Origin of the sequence: Jeotgalibacillus marinus, from assembly GCF_040801915.1 — a bacterium.
GTDB classification, from domain to species: domain Bacteria; phylum Bacillota; class Bacilli; order Bacillales; family Jeotgalibacillaceae; genus Jeotgalibacillus; species Jeotgalibacillus marinus.
Genome location: NZ_JBFMIA010000030.1, coordinates 1 through 17,986 on the forward strand (window position 1 = coordinate 1; position 17,986 = coordinate 17,986).

Sequence of the window (17,986 nt, forward strand, 5' to 3'; positions counted from 1 at the left end):
TAGTTGGGGGACTCCCCCTGTGAGAGTAGGACGTCGCTAGGCACATGATAAAAAACCGTTCCCATTGTGGAGCGGTTTTTTGTGTAAAAAGCAGTCGATTTAGATCAGAAACCAACTGGGCGGCTCAGAAAGTAAGCTAAAATCGGATTTATAAGAGGAATGAGAATCACAAAAATTCACGCTTCATCCTCCCCATCCAAAAACTCCAAAATCGCTTGAGGACAGAAGTGAGAGGAAAGGTGGAGGAACCCTCTGATGATGGAGTAGTCATCGGTTTCTTTGTACATGGTGCAGTTTCCCCACCATTCGGTTTCATAGCGTGCGATCATACTGAGGTTGTATAGTAAAAGAAAATGACATTGAATTGCATTTAGTGAATCTTCTTTGGGTTGGTTTTCGAGAGAAAGTAATAATTCTTTCATTGTAAATGTTGCGCTTTCAAGATGTTTCACGTGGAACATCAGGTTAGATAAGGTAGGAAATAATCCATTCTTTTGAATTTTTACGGTATCTTCAAGGAATGAATAGTTATGTTTTTTCTTTTTACGAGTTGAGACCCCGTGTGCAAGTTGTGAGGTATTTGACGGATAAAATGGATCTCTTGTGATGATGCATGCTTTTATTAAATGAGAGAGTCCGTAGAATTGTAGAAGTGGTTGAATGATGGTCGGGGCTACATTTGATTGCACATAAAACGCCTCTGCATGCTCAATATGGTAGCAGAAGGATGGATGTGTTTGGTGAGCTAGTTGTACGGGGTGTTGTTGCTTTTGTTTTTGATAGTGGTTAGTTAAATAACGTGAAGTGGATAGGCGTGAGTGGTAGGTGAGATAACGGTTCCAGTTAAATATGGTTGTCATATCTTTCATCCTCCGGATAATTTTTAATATTCTAACTTATCCTTTCCGTATTGACACTCTGTATGGTGACTGATAACCTTACAATAATATTTTTTGAACCAAGGAGGAATCATAATGATGTGGGAAACTAAGTTTGTAAAAGAAGGCTTAACGTTTGATGATGTTTTGCTGATTCCGGCGAAGTCAGAAGTGTTGCCACGAGATGTTGAGCTTTCAGTTGAATTAACAGATACAATTAAGTTAAATGTTCCACTCATTAGTGCAGGTATGGATACAGTCACAGAAGCTGCTATGGCAATTTCAATGGCTCGTACTGGTGGACTTGGTGTTATTCACAAGAATATGAGCATTGAGGCCCAATCAGAGCAGGTTCAAAAAGTTAAGCGTTCAGAAAGTGGTGTTATTACTGATCCATTTTTTTTAACACCTGATCATCAAGTGTTTGACGCTGAGCATTTGATGGGCAAGTATCGTATTTCTGGTGTACCTATTGTTAATGACATGGATGAACAGAAGTTAGTTGGGATCATTACAAACCGAGACCTTCGTTTTATCCAGGATTACTCCATTAAAATTAGTGATGTGATGACAAAAGAAAATCTTGTCACAGCTGCGGTTGGCACAACGCTTGAAGAAGCAGAACAAATTTTGCAACAGTATAAAATTGAAAAGCTACCACTTGTCGATGAAGCTGGTATTTTAAAAGGACTTATCACTATTAAGGATATTGAAAAAGTAATTGAGTTCCCAAATTCTGCAAAAGATTCAAAAGGCCGTTTACTTGTTGCGGCATCTGTTGGTGTTACAGCTGATGCAGAGAAACGAGTTGAACAACTTGTGAAAGCTGGTGCTGATGCACTTGTAATTGATACGGCTCATGGTCACTCACAAGGTGTTCTTGATACGATTACATTGATTCGTGAATCTTTCCCTAAAGTAGCAATTATTGCTGGTAACGTAGCTACAGCAGAAGCAACGAGAGCATTGATTGAAGCTGGTGCGGATGTTGTGAAAGTAGGCATTGGACCAGGCTCCATTTGTACAACGCGTGTCGTTGCAGGCGTTGGTGTTCCTCAAATTACAGCTGTGTATGATTGTGCGACAGAAGCACGTAAACATGGTAAGACTATTATTGCCGATGGTGGCATCAAATATTCTGGTGATATCGTGAAGGCTTTAGCTGCTGGTGGACATGCTGTTATGCTTGGGAGCTTGCTTGCTGGGACGACAGAAAGTCCTGGTGAGACGGAAATTTTCCAAGGGCGTCGTTTTAAAGTTTACCGTGGTATGGGTTCCATGGGAGCAATGGAAAAAGGGTCAAAAGATCGTTATTTCCAAGAAGATGCAAAAAAATTAGTCCCTGAAGGAATTGAAGGTCGCACACCTTATAAAGGACCTTTGGCTGATACGATTTATCAACTAGTTGGAGGAATTCGTAGTGGAATGGGATACTGTGGGTCTGAAAACCTATACACGCTTCGAGAACATGCACAATTCGTTCGCATGACGGGCGCAGGTCTTCGTGAAAGTCACCCGCATGATGTTCAAATTACGAAAGAAGCACCAAACTATTCCATGTAGCAGAAAGTGAAAGCTGCACATACTTCAATAGAGAAGATCTGTAGCTGTCGGGATTCCTTAATAATGGGAGTCCCGATTTTTTGTTATGTAATGCTTCTTTTCTACTTTTCGATAAAAGGATATAATTAAATTGTAGAGTAAACATAATTAATGGAGGTATAAATTGTGAAAAGAACAAGGTTACGAAGTTTAATTGCTAGTGTATTAGCTCTTTTTCTTGTTGTTGGTAGTGGTTCTTTGGCTAATACGACTCATGCAAATGGAGTAACGGATTGGAATATGGATGCGGCCATCTTAATAGAAGCGAGTACTGGAAAAGTGTTATACGAAGATAATCCGGATGCGTTGCTTGGAATCGCAAGTATGACAAAAATGATGACAGAGTACCTTCTTTTAGAAGCAATTGCTGAAGGTTCAGTATCATGGGATGATAAATATACAGTTACAAATAAAACCTATGAGATCTCTCAAGATCTTACATTAAGTAACGTGCCTCTTCAAAATGGGGAGGCCTATTCGATCCATGAACTATACGAAGCAATGGTGATTAAATCGGCTAATGCAGCAGCCATTGCGATTGCAGAAACAATTGCAGGATCTGAAGCCAATTTTGTTATGATGATGAATGAAAAAGCGGAAGAATTGGGCTTAGAAGATTTTAATTTTGTGAACTCTTCAGGTTTAAATAATGAAGATATGCATGGCTATCATCCAGAAGGTACAGGTCTTTTTGACGATAGTGAGATGTCTGCACGAGCGACAGCAAAACTTGCACAGCATCTGTTGATCGATTTTCCTGAAGTTCTTGATACAGCTAGTATTCCGAACAAGGTTTTTCGTGAAGGGACAGATGCGATCTACATGACAAACACCAACTTTATGTTATCATCACTTGAATTTGAATATGAGGGCGCAGATGGCTTAAAAACGGGTATGACTGATTTTGCGGGATACACATTTACAGGAACAGCGATACGTAATGATATGCGTCTTATATCGGTAGTACTGAATGTGACAGATGACGACGGATTGGGTTCAGCTAATGCCCGTTTTGGTGCAACAACTGACCTATTGAATTTTGGATTTAATAATTTCACATTAGAAGATATAATTCCTGAAAACGTAACGATTGAGGATCAAGAAATGGTTGCGGTAGATGAAGAGAAAGAAGAAACTTTAGTCACGACTGAAAGTGAAGAAAAGGAAAACGGGTTTGTTTTAAGTATGAGGACTGTTGGAGGATTTTTCGGGAAGCTTTACGAAACAACCGTCTCTACTGTAAAAGGTTGGTTTTAAAAGGAGATAAACAATTAGAATTGTAATATATCACCTTAATAAGGGGTACTTTAGTGCTTATTTAGAATGAGGTTAGTTTATACCATGTTGTTCAGCAATGAAAAGTCGAATAGTTCATTCCTTAATAGAGAAGATTAACCTCTCAGGATTCTTTAAGTAATAGAAGTCCCGATTTTTTTGTCACGTAGGCAGTACTATTCTCTCTCTATTTTTCGACAAACAACTATGATAAAATGACGAAAGATGATAGAAGTGCACATAATTTGTTGGAGGTTTAAATTGTGAAAAGAAAAATGTTGCGAAGTTCAATCGCTAGTTTGTTAGTGTTTGTTCTATTTATTGGTAGTGGTGCTTTTACTAATACGACTTATGCAAATGAGGTAACGGATTGGAATGTAGATGCGGCCATCTTAATAGAAGAGAGTACTGGAAAAGTGTTATACGCGGAAAATCCAGATGAGTTGCTCGGAGTCGCAAGTATGACAAAAATGATGACAGAGTACCTTCTTTTAGAAGCAATCGATGAAGGCTCGGTATCATGGGATGATCAATACAAGGTAACAAATAAAATCTCTGAGTTATCTAAAGATCGTTCTTTAAGTAACGTGCCTCTTCGAATTGAGGAGTCATATTCGATTCGAGAACTGTACGAAGCAATGGTGATTTATTCGGCTAATGCTGCAACGATTGCGATTGCAGAAACAGTTGCAGGGTCTGAAGCTAATTTTGTTACAATGATGAACGAAAAAGCGGAAGAAATGGACTTACAAGATTTTAATTTTGTGAACTCTTCAGGATTAAATAATGAAGATATGCTTGGTTATCACCCAGAAGGTACAGGTAAAGACGATGAAAATATGATGTCTGCACGTGCGACAGCAAAACTCGCACATCTTTTGATGACGGATTTTCCCGAAGTTCTTGATACAGCAAGCATTTCGAAAAAAGTTTTCCGTGAAGGGACAGACGATGCAATCAACATGGAAAATTGGAATTTTATGTTACCGGAGCTTGTATTTGAATATGAAGGTGCAGATGGCTTAAAAACGGGAACGACTGATCTTGCAGGATTCACATTCACAGGAACAGCGGAACGAAATGATATGCGTCTTATATCCGTTGTAATGAATGCGACAAATGAAAATGGTGAAGGTTCGTATGATGCTCGTTTTGGTGCAACGGCTGATCTATTTGATTTTGGATTTGACAATTTCACGTTAGAAGAAGTGATTCCTGGTAACTTTTCGATTGAAGACCAAGAAACGGTTGCGGTAGATAAAGGGAAAGAAGATTCTGTAACGATTCAATCGAAAGATCCAATCCAAATGGTTGTACGAAAGGGCACAAAAGAGGAATTTGAACCTAGTTTGACACTTGATGAAGAGCAGTTAAATGAAGATGGTGAACTAACAGCTCCAGTGGAAGAAGGAGATGTGGTTGGTAAACTTGGAATAGCGCTCGGTGAGGATGATGCAGGCTTTTTAGATGAAAGCATGGCTTCATCATTACAAGTAGATGTGGTCGCGACTGAAACAGTAGATAAGGCGAACTGGTTTGTTTTAAGTATGCGTGCAGTTGGAGGATTTTTCGGAAATCTGTGGGAAACGACAACTTCTACTGTAAAAGGATGGTTTTAAAAGCTGATAAATTATGAAAATTGGCATCTCTTGTCTTGACAGGAGGTGCTTTTTTAGTGATTATTAATAATGGGATTAGTTTATTCCATCTTGTTCATCCGTGAACAAAATGTTAAAAAAGAACGGTTTCACGTATTCTAAAGGAGGTTTTTGTGATGAACACAGGTACTGATCGCGTAAAGCGAGGAATGGCAGAAATGCAAAAAGGTGGCGTCATCATGGACGTTGTCAATGCAGAACAGGCAAAAATAGCTGAGGCAGCTGGAGCAGTAGCGGTAATGGCGCTAGAGCGCGTACCGTCTGATATTCGCGCAGCGGGTGGTGTTGCACGTATGGCTGACCCTCGCATTGTAGAAGAGGTTATGAACGCGGTAAGTATCCCAGTTATGGCGAAAGCACGAATTGGACATATTACAGAAGCTCGCGTATTAGAAGCGATGGGCGTTGATTATATTGATGAAAGTGAAGTATTAACGCCAGCAGATGAAGAATATCATTTGCTGAAAAGTGAATACAAAGTTCCTTTTGTATGTGGATGTCGTGATCTTGGTGAAGCAGCTCGTCGAATTGGTGAAGGTGCTTCAATGCTTCGTACTAAAGGTGAACCAGGCACAGGAAATATTGTTGAAGCCGTTCGTCACCTGCGTAAAGTAAATGCTCAAGTACGTAAAGTTGTTAACATGACTCCAGATGAGTTGATGACAGAAGCAAAGCTATTAGGTGCTTCGTATGAGTTATTACTCGAAGTTAAAAATGCAGGCCGTATGCCGGTCGTTAATTTTGCTGCCGGTGGTGTGGCAACACCTTCAGATGCAGCGCTTATGATGGAGCTTGGAGCTGATGGTGTATTCGTTGGTTCTGGAATTTTCAAATCAGATAATCCTGAAAAATTTGCACATGCTATTGTACAAGCAACAACGCATTTCCAAGATTACGAATTGATCGGTAAAATTTCAAAAGAGCTTGGTACTGCAATGAAAGGTATGGAGATCTCATCTCTATCATTAGAAGATCGCATGCAGGAGCGCGGTTGGTAAGAAAGGTTTGATCAAATTGATTTCAATTGGTGTATTAGGTCTCCAAGGAGCCGTACGGGAACATGTTCGCTCCATAGAGGCTAGTGGCGCAAAAGCCATCGTCATTAAACATGCTGAACAGCTCTCTTCTGTTGATGGTCTCGTTATGCCAGGCGGAGAAAGTACAACGATGCGTCGTTTAATAGACCTATATGGTTTTATGCAGCCATTACGCGACTTTGCTCAAGCGGGTAAACCGGTGTTCGGCACATGTGCGGGGTTAATCTTACTTGCCAAAGAAGTAGTGGGGTACGATGAACCACACCTTGGCGTGATGGACGTAAACGTTGAGCGAAATTCATTTGGTCGCCAAAAAGAAAGCTTTGAAGCTGATTTGATGGTAACTGGACTAGATGAACCGTATAATGCAGTTTTTATTCGTGCTCCACACATCGTGTCAGCTGGACCGAACACACAAATTTTAGCAACACACAATGATCGCATTGTACTAGCACAAGACGGTCAGTTTTTAGGCTGTTCATTCCATCCAGAATTAACAGGTGATCACCGTATAATGAAGTACTTTGTGAAAATGGTTGAATCGGCAATGGTTTCTGTATAAAAGTATTGTAAGATGGATACGAATATGGTATCTTTATCGATAATTATAAAGCGTAAAAACAATGACAGAAAACAGTAACAGCTGATCCCTTTTTCAAGAGAGCCGGTGGGTGGTGTGAATCGGTAAAAGGACGTTGTGAATCCATTCTGGAGTGAGAAGTTGAACCCGTTGTGTAGTATGCTTCTCCGGTCGACGCCGTTAGGTCATGAGCGGAAGATGGCTTGTTCATCTTCAACCAGGGTGGTAACGCGGGCATTAACTCTCGTCCCTTTTTTAAAAGGGACGGGGGTTTTTTATTGTTTTTACTATTTTTTATTCGAAGGAGGATTATAAAATGTTAGATATGAAGAGATTACGCAATGAATTTGATGACATTAAAGCGAAAATGGCTCATCGTGGTGAGGATTTGGGTGATTTTGATCTTTTTCAATCACTCGATCAAGAACGCCGTGATTTGATTGTGAAAAGTGAAGAAAAGAAAAGCCGTCGAAATGTCGTATCACAACAGATCGCTCAAATGAAGCGCGAAAAGAAAAATGCGGATGATGTAATTGCAGAAACACGCAGTTTAGGTGACGAAATTAAAGAGATCGACGATCGTCTTCGCATCGTCGAGGAAAAACTTGAGCGTATTCTCTTGTCTATTCCTAATATTCCTCACGAAAGTGTACCAGTTGGGGAAACGGAAGATGACAATGTTGAGATTCGAAAATGGGGAGAGTTGCCGAACTTTGCGTATGAAGCAAAGCCTCATTGGGATCTCGCAACAAATATTGGGATGTTGGATTTTGAACGTGCGGCAAAGGTAACAGGCAGTCGTTTTGTTTTCTTAAAAGGGGTAGGAGCTCGACTTGAACGCGCACTTATCAACTTAATGATGGATCTACACCAAGATCACCACGGATATGAAGAAATGATTCCTCCGTACTTGGTGAATCGTACGAGCATGACTGGAACAGGTCAGCTACCTAAATTTGAAGAAGATTCGTTCCGAATCGAAAAAGAAGATTATTTCTTAATTCCAACATCAGAAGTGCCAGTGACAAACTATCACCGTGATGAAATTTTACGTGCTGATGAACTACCAAAGGCGTATGTAGCATACAGTGCAAACTTTCGCTCTGAAGCAGGATCTGCTGGTCGTGATACACGTGGACTCATTCGCCAACACCAATTTAACAAAGTAGAGCTTGTCCGCTTTGTGAAGCCTGAAGATTCTTATGAAACGCTTGAAATGTTAACTGGGCATGCAGAAAAAGTACTTCAATTGTTGAAGTTGCCATATCGTGTATTGAGCATGTGTACAGCAGACCTTGGCTTTACAGCTGCAAAAAAATACGACATAGAAGTATGGATTCCAAGCTATGAAAGCTATCGCGAGATTTCTTCTTGCAGCAACTTTGAAGACTACCAAGCGCGTCGTGCCAACATCCGCTTCCGTCGAGAACCAAACGCAAAACCAGAACACGTACACACACTAAATGGTAGTGGACTTGCCATCGGACGTACTGTTGCAGCCATACTTGAAAATTATCAACAAGAAGATGGTAGCATTGTTATACCAGATGTTCTCCAACCATATATGGGCGGCAAAAAAATTATCCAAAAATAAGACAATTCTCATACTAAGCGAACACCCGTAATCCCTTTTTTTATGACAGGGTTTACGGGTGTTTTCGTTGTTGAGGGGCAGACAATTCAATGAAACAAAGTAATACCCTTAACATTCTCAACCCTAACGTATGATATGTTTATGCGGATGTGAAAGAACGGTTTGAGTTCTGTCGCAGAAGATTTGAATGTGATTCAGTGACCGCTTGTCATTTGACGATAATGTTGTCGGTAATTATTTTAAAAAAGTCGTAGTTCTCAATTTTTGATAACTACGACTTTTTGTTTTTCGTCTGTCACGAAAACGTGATAACACGTTTAAAAGCTCTCTCTTTTCTTACTTAATATTTAAGAGCAATTCGCCCTTTTGTTTTGCAATCCCTAATTTTATCTATCTGAAGGAAAAAAGGTTGCCATCAAGGCAACCAAAATCATCTGTAAGGGATATAGAATAGGCGTAGTTTATTGTGATGGGTAACAGGTCTCGGCCAAAATTACATTTCATCCTTTGTTGCTTCCATTGCTTCTAATATTGTTTCTTTTGCATCCTCTTGATCTAAACCACTTATATCCACTCCGAATTCCTCTGCTAATTCTTGAGCTTTTACCATTCGGTCAGCTTGTTTTTCATTCATCAACTCACCTTTGTTCGTTTCAATTCCATCCTTTGCTGCTTTCATTGCTTCTAATATTGCTTCTTTTGCATCCTCTTGATCTAAACCACTTATATCCACTCCGAATTCCTCTGCTAATTCTTGAGCTTTTACCATTCGGTCAGCTTGTTTTTCATTCATCAACTCACCTTTGTTCGTTTCAATTCCATCCTTTGCTGCTTTCATTGCTTCTAATATTGCTTCTTTTGCATCCTCTTGATTTAAAGCACTTATATCTACTCCAAATTGATTCGCTAATTCTTGGGCCCTTTCCATTCGTTCGGCTTTATTTCCTTTCATCATTTCTTTGTCTTGCTCTTGATCAACTGCATTGTTATTTTCAGCAGCAAAAACATTTCCGTAAGATAAGCCTCCTAAGCTGAGAATCCCTACTGCGAGCACTCCAGAAATCATTTTTTTATTCATTGTCAAACAAATCCTTTCGTTAAAAATTTTTTAGAGATATGTATCTCTTTTTTGATAATAGCAAATAAATGTGAAAAAATTATGACATAACTAAATGTGGTTGGAGGTTCATTATTTCCATCTAGAAGCAAACTACCGAATTGGTTTTGTGTAAACCATTGCAAACGTATATTTCTGAAGAGCTTCATGATCAAAAATTCAATCAAATGATGGCAATCGCATGCTTGTCAGGTTTAGTCAGTTTTTACGCTGGATGAGCAGTACTTGCATATGCATTAACGATTATATTTTCTGTGGCAGCACTAACATCGTCACCAGATTAAAAAATTTTTATAAAAAGTTTCAAAAAATGTTGACGCAAATTTAAATCCGTGATATTATAATTCTTGTCAACACGGAGGAATACCCAAGTCTGGCTGAAGGGATCGGTCTTGAAAACCGACAGGGGAGTCAAATCCCGCGGGGGTTCGAATCCCTCTTCCTCCTCCATTATATTAACTTTAAACTAACGCGCATAAATATTGGAGATTCAAAACCATCGCAGATTGCGGTGGTTTTCTTTGTATACAGGGATATGTTGGAAACCAGTTCTGATATTTAAAATAGATTTTGTAAGTCCTCCTGTCACTAATTAATTTTTAGTACAATAAAAAAACAGCCTTTCCTAACTAGAATAGGAAAGGCTGTCTTTATTTTATCAATCATCTCTTTATTTTTTTAAAAGTGTTGTCTGATGAATAAACGAGCCAATGCGTTCAAGAATCTGATCGATTGATGTCGGATCTTTTACGAGGTCGTAGTCGTTGATGTTTAAGCGCATTACGGGACATGCGTTAAACGAGTTGATCCAGTTTTGATAGCGGTTGTGCATTTCTTCCCAATACGCAGACGGTGTTTCTTGTTCCATTGGTCGACCGCGTTCTTGGATACGGTCCACAATGTCATCAAGTGATCCTTCTAAATAAATTAAAAGGTTTGGATGCGGGAAGTACGGCGTCATCACCATTGCTTCAAATAGACTTGTATATGTTTCGTAATCTACAGGAGACATGGTTCCTTTTTCAAAATGCATTTTAGCGAAAATACCTGTATCTTCGTAAATTGAGCGGTCTTGGATAAACCCACCACCATATTCGAACATACGTTTTTGTTCTTTGAAGCGTTCGGCTAGAAAATAGACTTGTAAATGAAAACTCCATTTTTCAAAATCATTATAAAACTTATCAAGGTAAGGGTTGGCGTCTACTTTCTCAAAAGACGTACGAAAATGAAGGTTTTCAGCAAGTTTTGTCGTCATTGTCGATTTTCCAACGCCAACTGTACCTGCGATTGTAATGACTGCGTCAGAAGGAATTCCATATTTTTCGCGTGCGTTCATAATGTAGTGCTCCTTTTAATTAATGATTCTTCGATTTGTTGCAGGATTGTTGTTAAGTCTTGTTCTTCATGTACGAAGTCAACATTGTCCCCATTTACTCGTAGGACAGGAATCTCTGGGTGTGTTTTTTCAAAGTGATGAATGAATTCATCGTAATCTGCTGCGAGCTGCTCTAAGTATAGAGGGCTCATATTTTTTTCGAAATCCCGATCGCGCATTTTGATACGTTTTAATAATGTGTCTAGGCTTGCGTGTAGATACACTACAACGTTTGGCTTTGGCATATCCGAGGTTAAGATGCGGTAGATTTCAAGGTATTTTGTGTATTCTTCTGGTTGGAGTGTACGTTTTGCAAAAATAATGTTTTTAAAAATATGATAATCCGCGGTAACAGCTTTCTGATTTGCGAGGTAATGACGTTGGATGTCGCTCAACTGCTTATAGCGGTTGCAGAGAAAGAACATTTCAGTTTGAAAGCTCCATTCGTCAATGTTGTCATAAAATTTATTTAAAAACGGATTTTCGTCCACGATTTCTTTTAAAAGGTGAAAATCAAAATGGGATGAGATGGCTTTGGAGAGAGAGGTTTTCCCGACTCCAATAGGTCCTTCAACGGTTATGAATGGAACGGTAGTCATCAGCGTTCCCTCCTTTGTATAATGTTCAAATAAGACAACCGTTATTGTACCATAAGGGAGTTGGGAGCGATAGCTGGGAAAAACCAAAAAAAGACAAGAGCCAGCACGAGACTGATATCTTGCCTTTAGAAGTTATTTGCGAACTAGCTTTCCTGCTCTTGCACAGTTATTCTTTCACTACTTCGAATTGATCACTGAGTAACAACCAGTTTTGTGGGAATGGCAACCCTAACTTCCAATAACTCATGCCACTAAGTTTTAGTTCCTTCATCAAATTGAATTTTGCTTGGATCGAGCGAGCGTCTTCGAACCAAATAATATGATCAACGCCGTTTGTTGTGTATTCAATAAACGGGGCTTGAACAGCTTGATCATATTGAATGGGTACACCTTGAGTAGCGGCTATTTCAATCGCTTGTTGAGGACTGACGGCGCGTGCTTGAGAACCTTCTTCAAACGGCAATGTCCAATCGTATCCGTACAAATTTTGACCCATCAGAATTTTTTCGGATGGCATTTCAGTTAATGCATATTCGAGCACGTCACGCACAGGACCTATTGGTGAGACTGCTTGGGCAGGACCTCCACTATATCCCCATTCGTAAGTCATAATGACCACATGATCGACCACTTCTCCTATCGCTTTGTAATCATGGGCTTCATACCACTTTCCTTTTTGAGTGGCACTTGTTTTTGGGGCAAGTGCTGCACCGATCGACCAGCCTTCTTGTGCGAATCGTTGCTTTGCTTTTTGTAAAAATTTCACGTAGGCTTCTCGGTCAGCAGGACGTAAGTATTCAAAATCAAAGTGAATATTGCTGAATCCATATTGCTTTGCTTTTTGGACAATGTTCGCAAGTAAACGATCTTGAACAGCTGTGTCGGTTAAAATTATTCGACCTAACTCATCGCTAAAGGCGCCTTCTTCTAGATTAGTGATTTCCATCATTAAGGTGTTTTGATTGGCCTTTGCAATATCTAGTAATGGTCCTAGTGGAGGTTCATCGAGTGAGCCGTCTCTCTTAACTTTAAAGCTAAATGGAGAAAGATACGTTAAGTAAGGTGCGGCTTCCTTTGTGCGATCTTGCAACGCCTTCGTAACTTCGTCGCCAAAAGGCTCCACATAAGCATTAAATGCAGCGCTTTGCTTCGTCATAGGTGGAATATACAAACGCCATCCAATCGCTAAAGGTTGCTCTGGTGAAATTCCGTTTATTTGGGCAAGCTCTTGATAAGGTATCCCGAACTGCGTGGCGATGGAGTACAAACTTTCTCCTGGTTGAACGAAGTAATACCTTCCATCAATCGGGATAACAAGAGCTTGACCTTGGACGAGACGATCAGGGTTAGGTAAATCGTTAGAATCTGTAATTGTCTGAGGTGGAATGGAGTACGTGTTTCCGATGGAAGTAAGGGTTTCTCCTGGTTGAACCACATGAATTTGCATAGAATGCTCCTTTTTTAAAAAAATTTGTACTTGTGTTTGCCAAGGTAAATGAGCCACTTACGCAATACGCTATCTTACTGTATGATTATTTAAAAGAAAAAATGAGAAAAGGATGGCGACGGATTTCATGTATGAGCAGGATCGATACTGGATGACTCAAGCGCTTGAGGAAGCAAAAAAAGCAGGGGATTTAAAAGAAGTGCCCATTGGTGCGGTAATTGTGCAGGATGATCAGAAAATCTCCTCGGCTTACAACCTACGTGAAACTACACAAAATGCTGTGACCCATGCTGAGCTACTTGCGATCGAAAAAGCGTGTGAGAAAGTCGGAAGCTGGCGGTTAGAAGGAGCGACGCTGTATGTCACGCTTGAACCGTGCCCGATGTGTAGCGGGGCAATCTTGCTGTCACGGGTCGAGCGGGTTGTCTACGGTGCGATGGATCCCAAGGCTGGATGCGCCGGTAGCTTAATGAATTTATTAGAGGATGATCGCTTTAATCACCGCTGTGAAGTTGTTAAAGGCGTGTTGGAAGAGGAATGTGGAGGGATACTTTCTACATTTTTCAAACAGTTACGTGCAGAAAAAAAGAAGCGAAGAGCGCTTAGGCAAACAGTTGATCAAGGGTCTACAAGATGATGATTGATTTTTAGAGTTGATGATAGTATAATGAGTCTTGCGTGGTCAAAAGCGCATATGATTATTGGTCTCATTTTTGCCGTGCTAGGTGGGGAATTAGCGGTGCCCTGTATTCGCAATCCGCTCTAGCGAAACTGAATCCCTTCTCGAGGCTGCGCACGTTGTTTGGTCTGCCTTCTGTAAGTGGTGTTGACGTCTGGGTCCTGCGCAATGAGAATTCACGAACTATGTCAGGTCCGGAAGGAAGCAGCATTAAGTGGAACCTCTCATGTGCCGCGGGGTTGCCTAGACTGAGCTAACTGCAGAAGTAACGCTTATGACTGTCAGTCGACAGAAGGTGCACGGCAGTTTATTTTACATATTAAAACCACTCAACTCGTTTGGGTGGTTTTTTATATTCTTTTTTGTCTTTTTTAGGCTAAGCGTTTTGTCGTGAGCTCGATTGAGTTATACTTAAAAAAGCAGTCAGTTGGAATGGAGGAGGGTGAAATATGGTATATCAAGCGTTGTATCGTGTGTGGCGTCCGCAAGAGTTTGCTGATGTCGTCGGTCAGAAACACGTTACTAAAACGTTGCAAAATGCCCTCTTACAGGAGAAGATTTCACACGCTTATTTGTTTTCTGGTCCACGTGGAACGGGTAAAACAAGTGCGGCCAAGATTTTGGCAAAGGCGGTCAATTGTGAACGAGCCCCAGTAGGAGAACCGTGTAATAAATGTGCTGTTTGCAAAGGCATTACAGACGGCTCCTTACCTGATGTCATCGAACTTGATGCCGCATCAAACAATGGAGTCGATGAAATTCGTGATATTCGAGACAAAGTAAAATATGCACCAAACGAAGGACGCTTTAAGGTGTACATCGTCGATGAAGTACATATGCTGTCAACGGGTGCTTTTAACGCGTTACTAAAAACACTAGAAGAGCCGCCAAAGCACGTGATTTTTATTCTCGCAACAACTGAGCCGCACAAAATTCCGCTCACGATCATTTCCAGATGCCAACGCTTCGATTTTAAACGAATCACTGCAGAAGACATTGTTGGACGGATGATGCATATCGCCACTGAATCCAATGTTTCTTATGAAGAAAAAGCGATGCACGTCATTGCTCGTGCTGCAGAAGGTGGAATGCGTGATGCGCTAAGTCTTCTTGATCAAGCGATTTCATTTAGTCAAGATCAAGTGACGTTAGAAGATGCCTTGACGGTTACTGGTTCGATCGGACAAGATCGTTTGACGCGTCTTGTGCAATCTATCCAAAAGCAGGATGTAGCGACGGCGCTAGAAACGATTGATGAGCTTCTTCGGCAAGGAAAAGACCCGATTCGCCTTATAGAGGATATGATTTTATATAGCCGCGATCTTCTTCTTTATAAGGCAGCCCCTAATTTAGAAGAATCGATGGACCGAGTGTTGTCTGATGAGGATTTTAGAAAGTTAGCAGATGAAGTGCAAAGTGACCAGCTGTATTCGTATATTGATATTTTAAACAAAACTCAGCAGGAAATGAAATTCACGAATCACGCCAGAACGTATCTAGAAGTAGTAGCTGTAAAGCTTTGTCACGCGGAGCGCCAAACTGCACCAGTTGAAGTCCAACAAACCCCTGATTCACAACAGCTGATCCAGCGTGTTCAACAGCTAGAGGGTGAGTTAAAGCAGCTGAAGCAAAACGGTATCACAAATACACCAGTAACAGAAGCATCAGCTACTCCAGCGAAAAAAACGTCACGTGGCACGAAAGATTTCAAAGCACCCGTTGGACGAATTAAAGAGGTACTCCAACATGCAACGAAAAATGATATCGCACAAATTAAAAGTCGTTGGGGAGATATGCTCGAATCCCTGAATCGCCAGCAATTGCGCTCTTTGACCGCTCTTTTAAATGAAGCGGAGCCAGTAGCGGCATCTCAGGACGTTTTTGTGTTAAAATTTAAATATGATATCCATTGCAAAATGGCTATGGAAAATAATAAACTTACAGAAACAATGCCTTCCATTTTACAAGAGTTGACTGGTTCGCTCTATAACATCATCGGCGTCCCTGAAGAACAATGGCTCGAAATACGAGAAGACTTCATTCAACATCAAGGTCAGTCGGAAGTATCCGATGAGGAAGGTAAGCCTAAAGAGGATCCACTTATCGCAGAAGCAAGGAAACTTGTTGGCTCAGAATTGCTTGACATTCAAGACTAAAAATTTGGAGGTAATGACAAATGCGTGGAATGGGAAATATGCAAGGTATGATGAAGCAAATGCAAAAAATGCAGAAACAAATGGCGCAAGCTCAGGAAGAACTAGGTGAAAAGCGCCTAACAGGCACTGCGGGTGGCGGGATGGTAACTGTAACTGTGTCTGGTCATAAAGAAGTACTAGAAGTAAATATTAAAGAAGAAGTTGTAGATCCAGATGATATCGAAATGCTTCAAGATTTAGTGCTTGCAGCAACGAATGAAGCAATGAAAATGGCCGATGAATTGACCAATTCAACGATGGGCCAATTTACTAAGGGCATGAACCTCCCGGGAATGTTTTAAGGAATCTTAAAGTATGCATTATCCAGAACCAATATCAAAGCTGATTGACAGCTTTATGAAATTGCCAGGGATTGGGCCGAAAACAGCGGCCCGTCTGGCATTTTTTGTATTAGAAATGAAAGAAGATACTGTTCTTGATTTCGCCAAAGCCTTGGTCAACGCGAAGCGAAATTTAGGTTTCTGTACGGTTTGTGGTCATATTACTGATCAAGATCCATGCTATGTTTGTGAGGATCAGAAACGGAACCGCGGTATGATTTGTGTTGTGCAAGATCCAAAAGACGTTATAGCGATGGAAAAAATGAGAGAATATAATGGGCTTTACCACGTGCTTCACGGGGCAATTTCACCAATGGAGGGTATTGGTCCTGAAGACATCAACGTACCGGATTTGTTGAAACGATTGCAAGATGAATCCGTAGAGGAAGTCATTTTAGCGACGAATCCAAACATTGAAGGTGAAGCCACGGCAATGTATATCTCACGTTTACTCAGGCCGTCAGGCATCAAAGTAACGCGTATTGCACATGGTCTGCCAGTTGGAGGAGACCTTGAATATGCAGACGAAGTAACATTATCCAAAGCGCTTGAAGGGCGTCGTGATGTATAGGGGAGCGTAATTTCATGCTGTTTCGTAAAAAAGGAAAATTAAAACAAGAGTTTGATGATCGCTTAGTCAAGCTAATGAAAAGCACAAGAGATGATTGGCATCGCCAAAAAAACATGGCGGAAATGAGCTTCGAAAAGAGTCCGCAAATAGTCGCAGTTGAAAAGCTAGCAGAAGCCAAGTACTTTTACCTTTTCAAAGAAGCGCGAAATCGGAAAATCGTCATAAAATAACCTTACTATACATATCTTTCTTCTATATAGACCTCTTCAAATGAAAAGGGGTGTAGGGGATGATATGGATTTGGGGAGCTGGCACACTTATAATTGCCATGCTTCTATTTGCGATCGGTGTGAAACCTTTTGTGCGGTGGGTATGGAGATTTTGCATGAAGTGGGTTATTGGGCTAGCTTTGCTATTCATCCTTAACCGCTATGGACAAGCTTATGGTTGGTATGTGCCAATGAACCCTGTAACCACAGGTGTTGCGGGAATTCTTGGGATCCCTGGAACTATTGCACTTGTCTACTTGTATAAAGGAAGCAGTTACTAATGTGGCTGCTTCCTTTGTTGTGCTTAGAACCTTTTTATTGTTTCTCGTAGGATGTGAGTGAAGGTGAAAGAAAGCATGTGTTTATAAAAATACAAAAATGTGGACTGATTAAACGAAAAAACAAATATATACATAGGTATGACTTCTATGCTCTATGTAGAAAAAATAATTACAGATAATTGTATAAACGTAGACTAGGAGAAATGATGTTACTAATTGACGTATCGATTGTATGAAATCACTTGTTACATATATACCGAACAAAAGGGTGTTACGACTGTGGCACCATTTGAATCTATTTAAATAAAATACTTGCATCTTCAATTTACCCATGGTATATTATTCCTCGTTGCGAAAAACAACGGTCAATTTAATAAGAAAACAACTAAAAAATAAATATAAAAAAGTTGTTGACATAATATCTGATAAGATGTTATGATAAATTGGTCGCTTGAGAGAGCAACGTAAACGAAATACCTTGAACC

The 17,986-nt window shown here is 40.4% G+C and carries 17 protein-coding genes, 1 tRNA gene, 1 other RNA gene and 1 other annotated feature; of the genes, 14 read left to right on the forward strand and 5 right to left on the reverse strand.

Going from position 1 to position 17,986, the window contains the following annotated elements:
- Nucleotides 1-176 precede the first annotated feature (176 nt).
- Nucleotides 177-860 (reverse strand): YaaC family protein, encoded by a 684-nt coding sequence (locus AB1471_RS15990; protein WP_367780769.1) that lies wholly within the window; start codon nt 858-860, stop codon nt 177-179.
- A 117-nt stretch (nt 861-977) separates the two neighbouring features.
- On the opposite strand from AB1471_RS15990, the gene guaB reads away from it, so the two are divergent.
- The 6 genes from guaB to serS all read left to right on the forward strand — a co-directional run bounded on the left by guaB (nt 978) and on the right by serS (nt 8,624).
- Complete coding sequence (guaB, locus tag AB1471_RS15995; protein WP_367780783.1) at nt 978-2,441, forward strand: IMP dehydrogenase; 1,464 nt, start codon at nt 978-980, stop codon at nt 2,439-2,441.
- Between the two features lie 165 nt (nt 2,442-2,606).
- Complete coding sequence (locus tag AB1471_RS16000; RefSeq protein ID WP_367780770.1) at nt 2,607-3,737, forward strand: D-alanyl-D-alanine carboxypeptidase family protein; 1,131 nt, start codon at nt 2,607-2,609, stop codon at nt 3,735-3,737.
- A gap of 281 nt (nt 3,738-4,018) precedes the next feature.
- On the forward strand, nt 4,019-5,374 hold the full coding sequence (locus tag AB1471_RS16005; protein WP_367780771.1) for a serine hydrolase: 1,356 nt from the start codon (nt 4,019-4,021) through the stop codon (nt 5,372-5,374).
- Nucleotides 5,375-5,529: 155 nt separating this feature from the next.
- Entirely contained in the window at nt 5,530-6,411 is an 882-nt protein-coding gene (gene pdxS, locus AB1471_RS16010; RefSeq protein ID WP_496350336.1) for a pyridoxal 5'-phosphate synthase lyase subunit PdxS, read from the forward strand.
- A 19-nt stretch (nt 6,412-6,430) separates the two neighbouring features.
- A complete protein-coding gene (gene pdxT, locus AB1471_RS16015) occupies nt 6,431-7,012 on the forward strand; it encodes a pyridoxal 5'-phosphate synthase glutaminase subunit PdxT (protein WP_367780784.1) in 582 nt (193 codons plus the stop codon).
- 52 nt (nt 7,013-7,064) lie between these two features.
- Nucleotides 7,065-7,285, forward strand: a binding site (T-box leader).
- A gap of 61 nt (nt 7,286-7,346) precedes the next feature.
- Complete coding sequence (gene serS / locus AB1471_RS16020) at nt 7,347-8,624, forward strand: serine--tRNA ligase (protein ID WP_367780773.1); 1,278 nt, start codon at nt 7,347-7,349, stop codon at nt 8,622-8,624.
- 493 nt (nt 8,625-9,117) lie between these two features.
- Here serS and AB1471_RS16025 read toward each other — a convergent pair whose 3' ends face one another.
- Nucleotides 9,118-9,702, reverse strand: a complete 585-nt coding sequence (locus tag AB1471_RS16025) for a hypothetical protein (protein WP_367780774.1) — start codon at nt 9,700-9,702, stop codon at nt 9,118-9,120.
- Between the two features lie 396 nt (nt 9,703-10,098).
- Here AB1471_RS16025 and AB1471_RS16030 point away from each other — a divergent pair.
- A tRNA-Ser gene (locus AB1471_RS16030) sits at nt 10,099-10,191 on the forward strand.
- A 220-nt stretch (nt 10,192-10,411) separates the two neighbouring features.
- Here AB1471_RS16030 and AB1471_RS16035 read toward each other — a convergent pair.
- From AB1471_RS16035 to AB1471_RS16045, 3 genes are all read right to left on the reverse strand, one after another.
- The gene (locus AB1471_RS16035) at nt 10,412-11,080 is read right to left on the reverse strand and encodes a deoxynucleoside kinase (RefSeq protein WP_367780775.1); all 669 of its coding nucleotides are present in this window, start codon (nt 11,078-11,080) and stop codon (nt 10,412-10,414) included.
- Nucleotides 11,077-11,718 carry a deoxynucleoside kinase gene (locus tag AB1471_RS16040; RefSeq protein ID WP_367780776.1) on the reverse strand — a complete coding sequence of 214 codons (642 nt, stop codon included), beginning with the start codon at nt 11,716-11,718 and terminating at the stop codon, nt 11,077-11,079. Before AB1471_RS16040 ends, AB1471_RS16035 begins: the two co-directional genes overlap by 4 nt.
- Nucleotides 11,719-11,884: 166 nt before the next feature.
- The gene (locus AB1471_RS16045; RefSeq protein ID WP_367780777.1) at nt 11,885-13,165 is read right to left on the reverse strand and encodes a glycoside hydrolase family 18 protein; all 1,281 of its coding nucleotides are present in this window, start codon (nt 13,163-13,165) and stop codon (nt 11,885-11,887) included.
- A 127-nt stretch (nt 13,166-13,292) separates the two neighbouring features.
- On the opposite strand from AB1471_RS16045, the gene tadA reads away from it, so the two are divergent.
- From tadA to AB1471_RS16080, 7 genes are all read left to right on the forward strand, one after another.
- Complete coding sequence (tadA, locus tag AB1471_RS16050; RefSeq protein WP_367780785.1) at nt 13,293-13,802, forward strand: tRNA adenosine(34) deaminase TadA; 510 nt, start codon at nt 13,293-13,295, stop codon at nt 13,800-13,802.
- A 79-nt stretch (nt 13,803-13,881) separates the two neighbouring features.
- An RNA gene (ffs, locus tag AB1471_RS16055) (signal recognition particle sRNA large type) lies at nt 13,882-14,147 on the forward strand.
- Nucleotides 14,148-14,293: 146 nt separating this feature from the next.
- Nucleotides 14,294-16,000, forward strand: coding sequence for a DNA polymerase III subunit gamma/tau (dnaX, locus tag AB1471_RS16060; RefSeq protein ID WP_367780778.1), 1,707 nt, complete (start codon nt 14,294-14,296; stop codon nt 15,998-16,000).
- Nucleotides 16,001-16,020: 20 nt separating this feature from the next.
- A complete protein-coding gene (locus tag AB1471_RS16065) occupies nt 16,021-16,341 on the forward strand; it encodes a YbaB/EbfC family nucleoid-associated protein (protein WP_367780779.1) in 321 nt (106 codons plus the stop codon).
- Nucleotides 16,342-16,354: 13 nt separating this feature from the next.
- Nucleotides 16,355-16,951, forward strand: coding sequence for a recombination mediator RecR (gene recR / locus AB1471_RS16070; protein WP_367780780.1), 597 nt, complete (start codon nt 16,355-16,357; stop codon nt 16,949-16,951).
- 14 nt (nt 16,952-16,965) lie between these two features.
- The gene (locus tag AB1471_RS16075) at nt 16,966-17,181 is read left to right on the forward strand and encodes a YaaL family protein (RefSeq protein WP_367780781.1); all 216 of its coding nucleotides are present in this window, start codon (nt 16,966-16,968) and stop codon (nt 17,179-17,181) included.
- 59 nt (nt 17,182-17,240) lie between these two features.
- Nucleotides 17,241-17,501 carry a pro-sigmaK processing inhibitor BofA family protein gene (locus tag AB1471_RS16080; RefSeq protein WP_367780782.1) on the forward strand — a complete coding sequence of 87 codons (261 nt, stop codon included), beginning with the start codon at nt 17,241-17,243 and terminating at the stop codon, nt 17,499-17,501.
- Nucleotides 17,502-17,986: the final 485 nt, after the last annotated feature.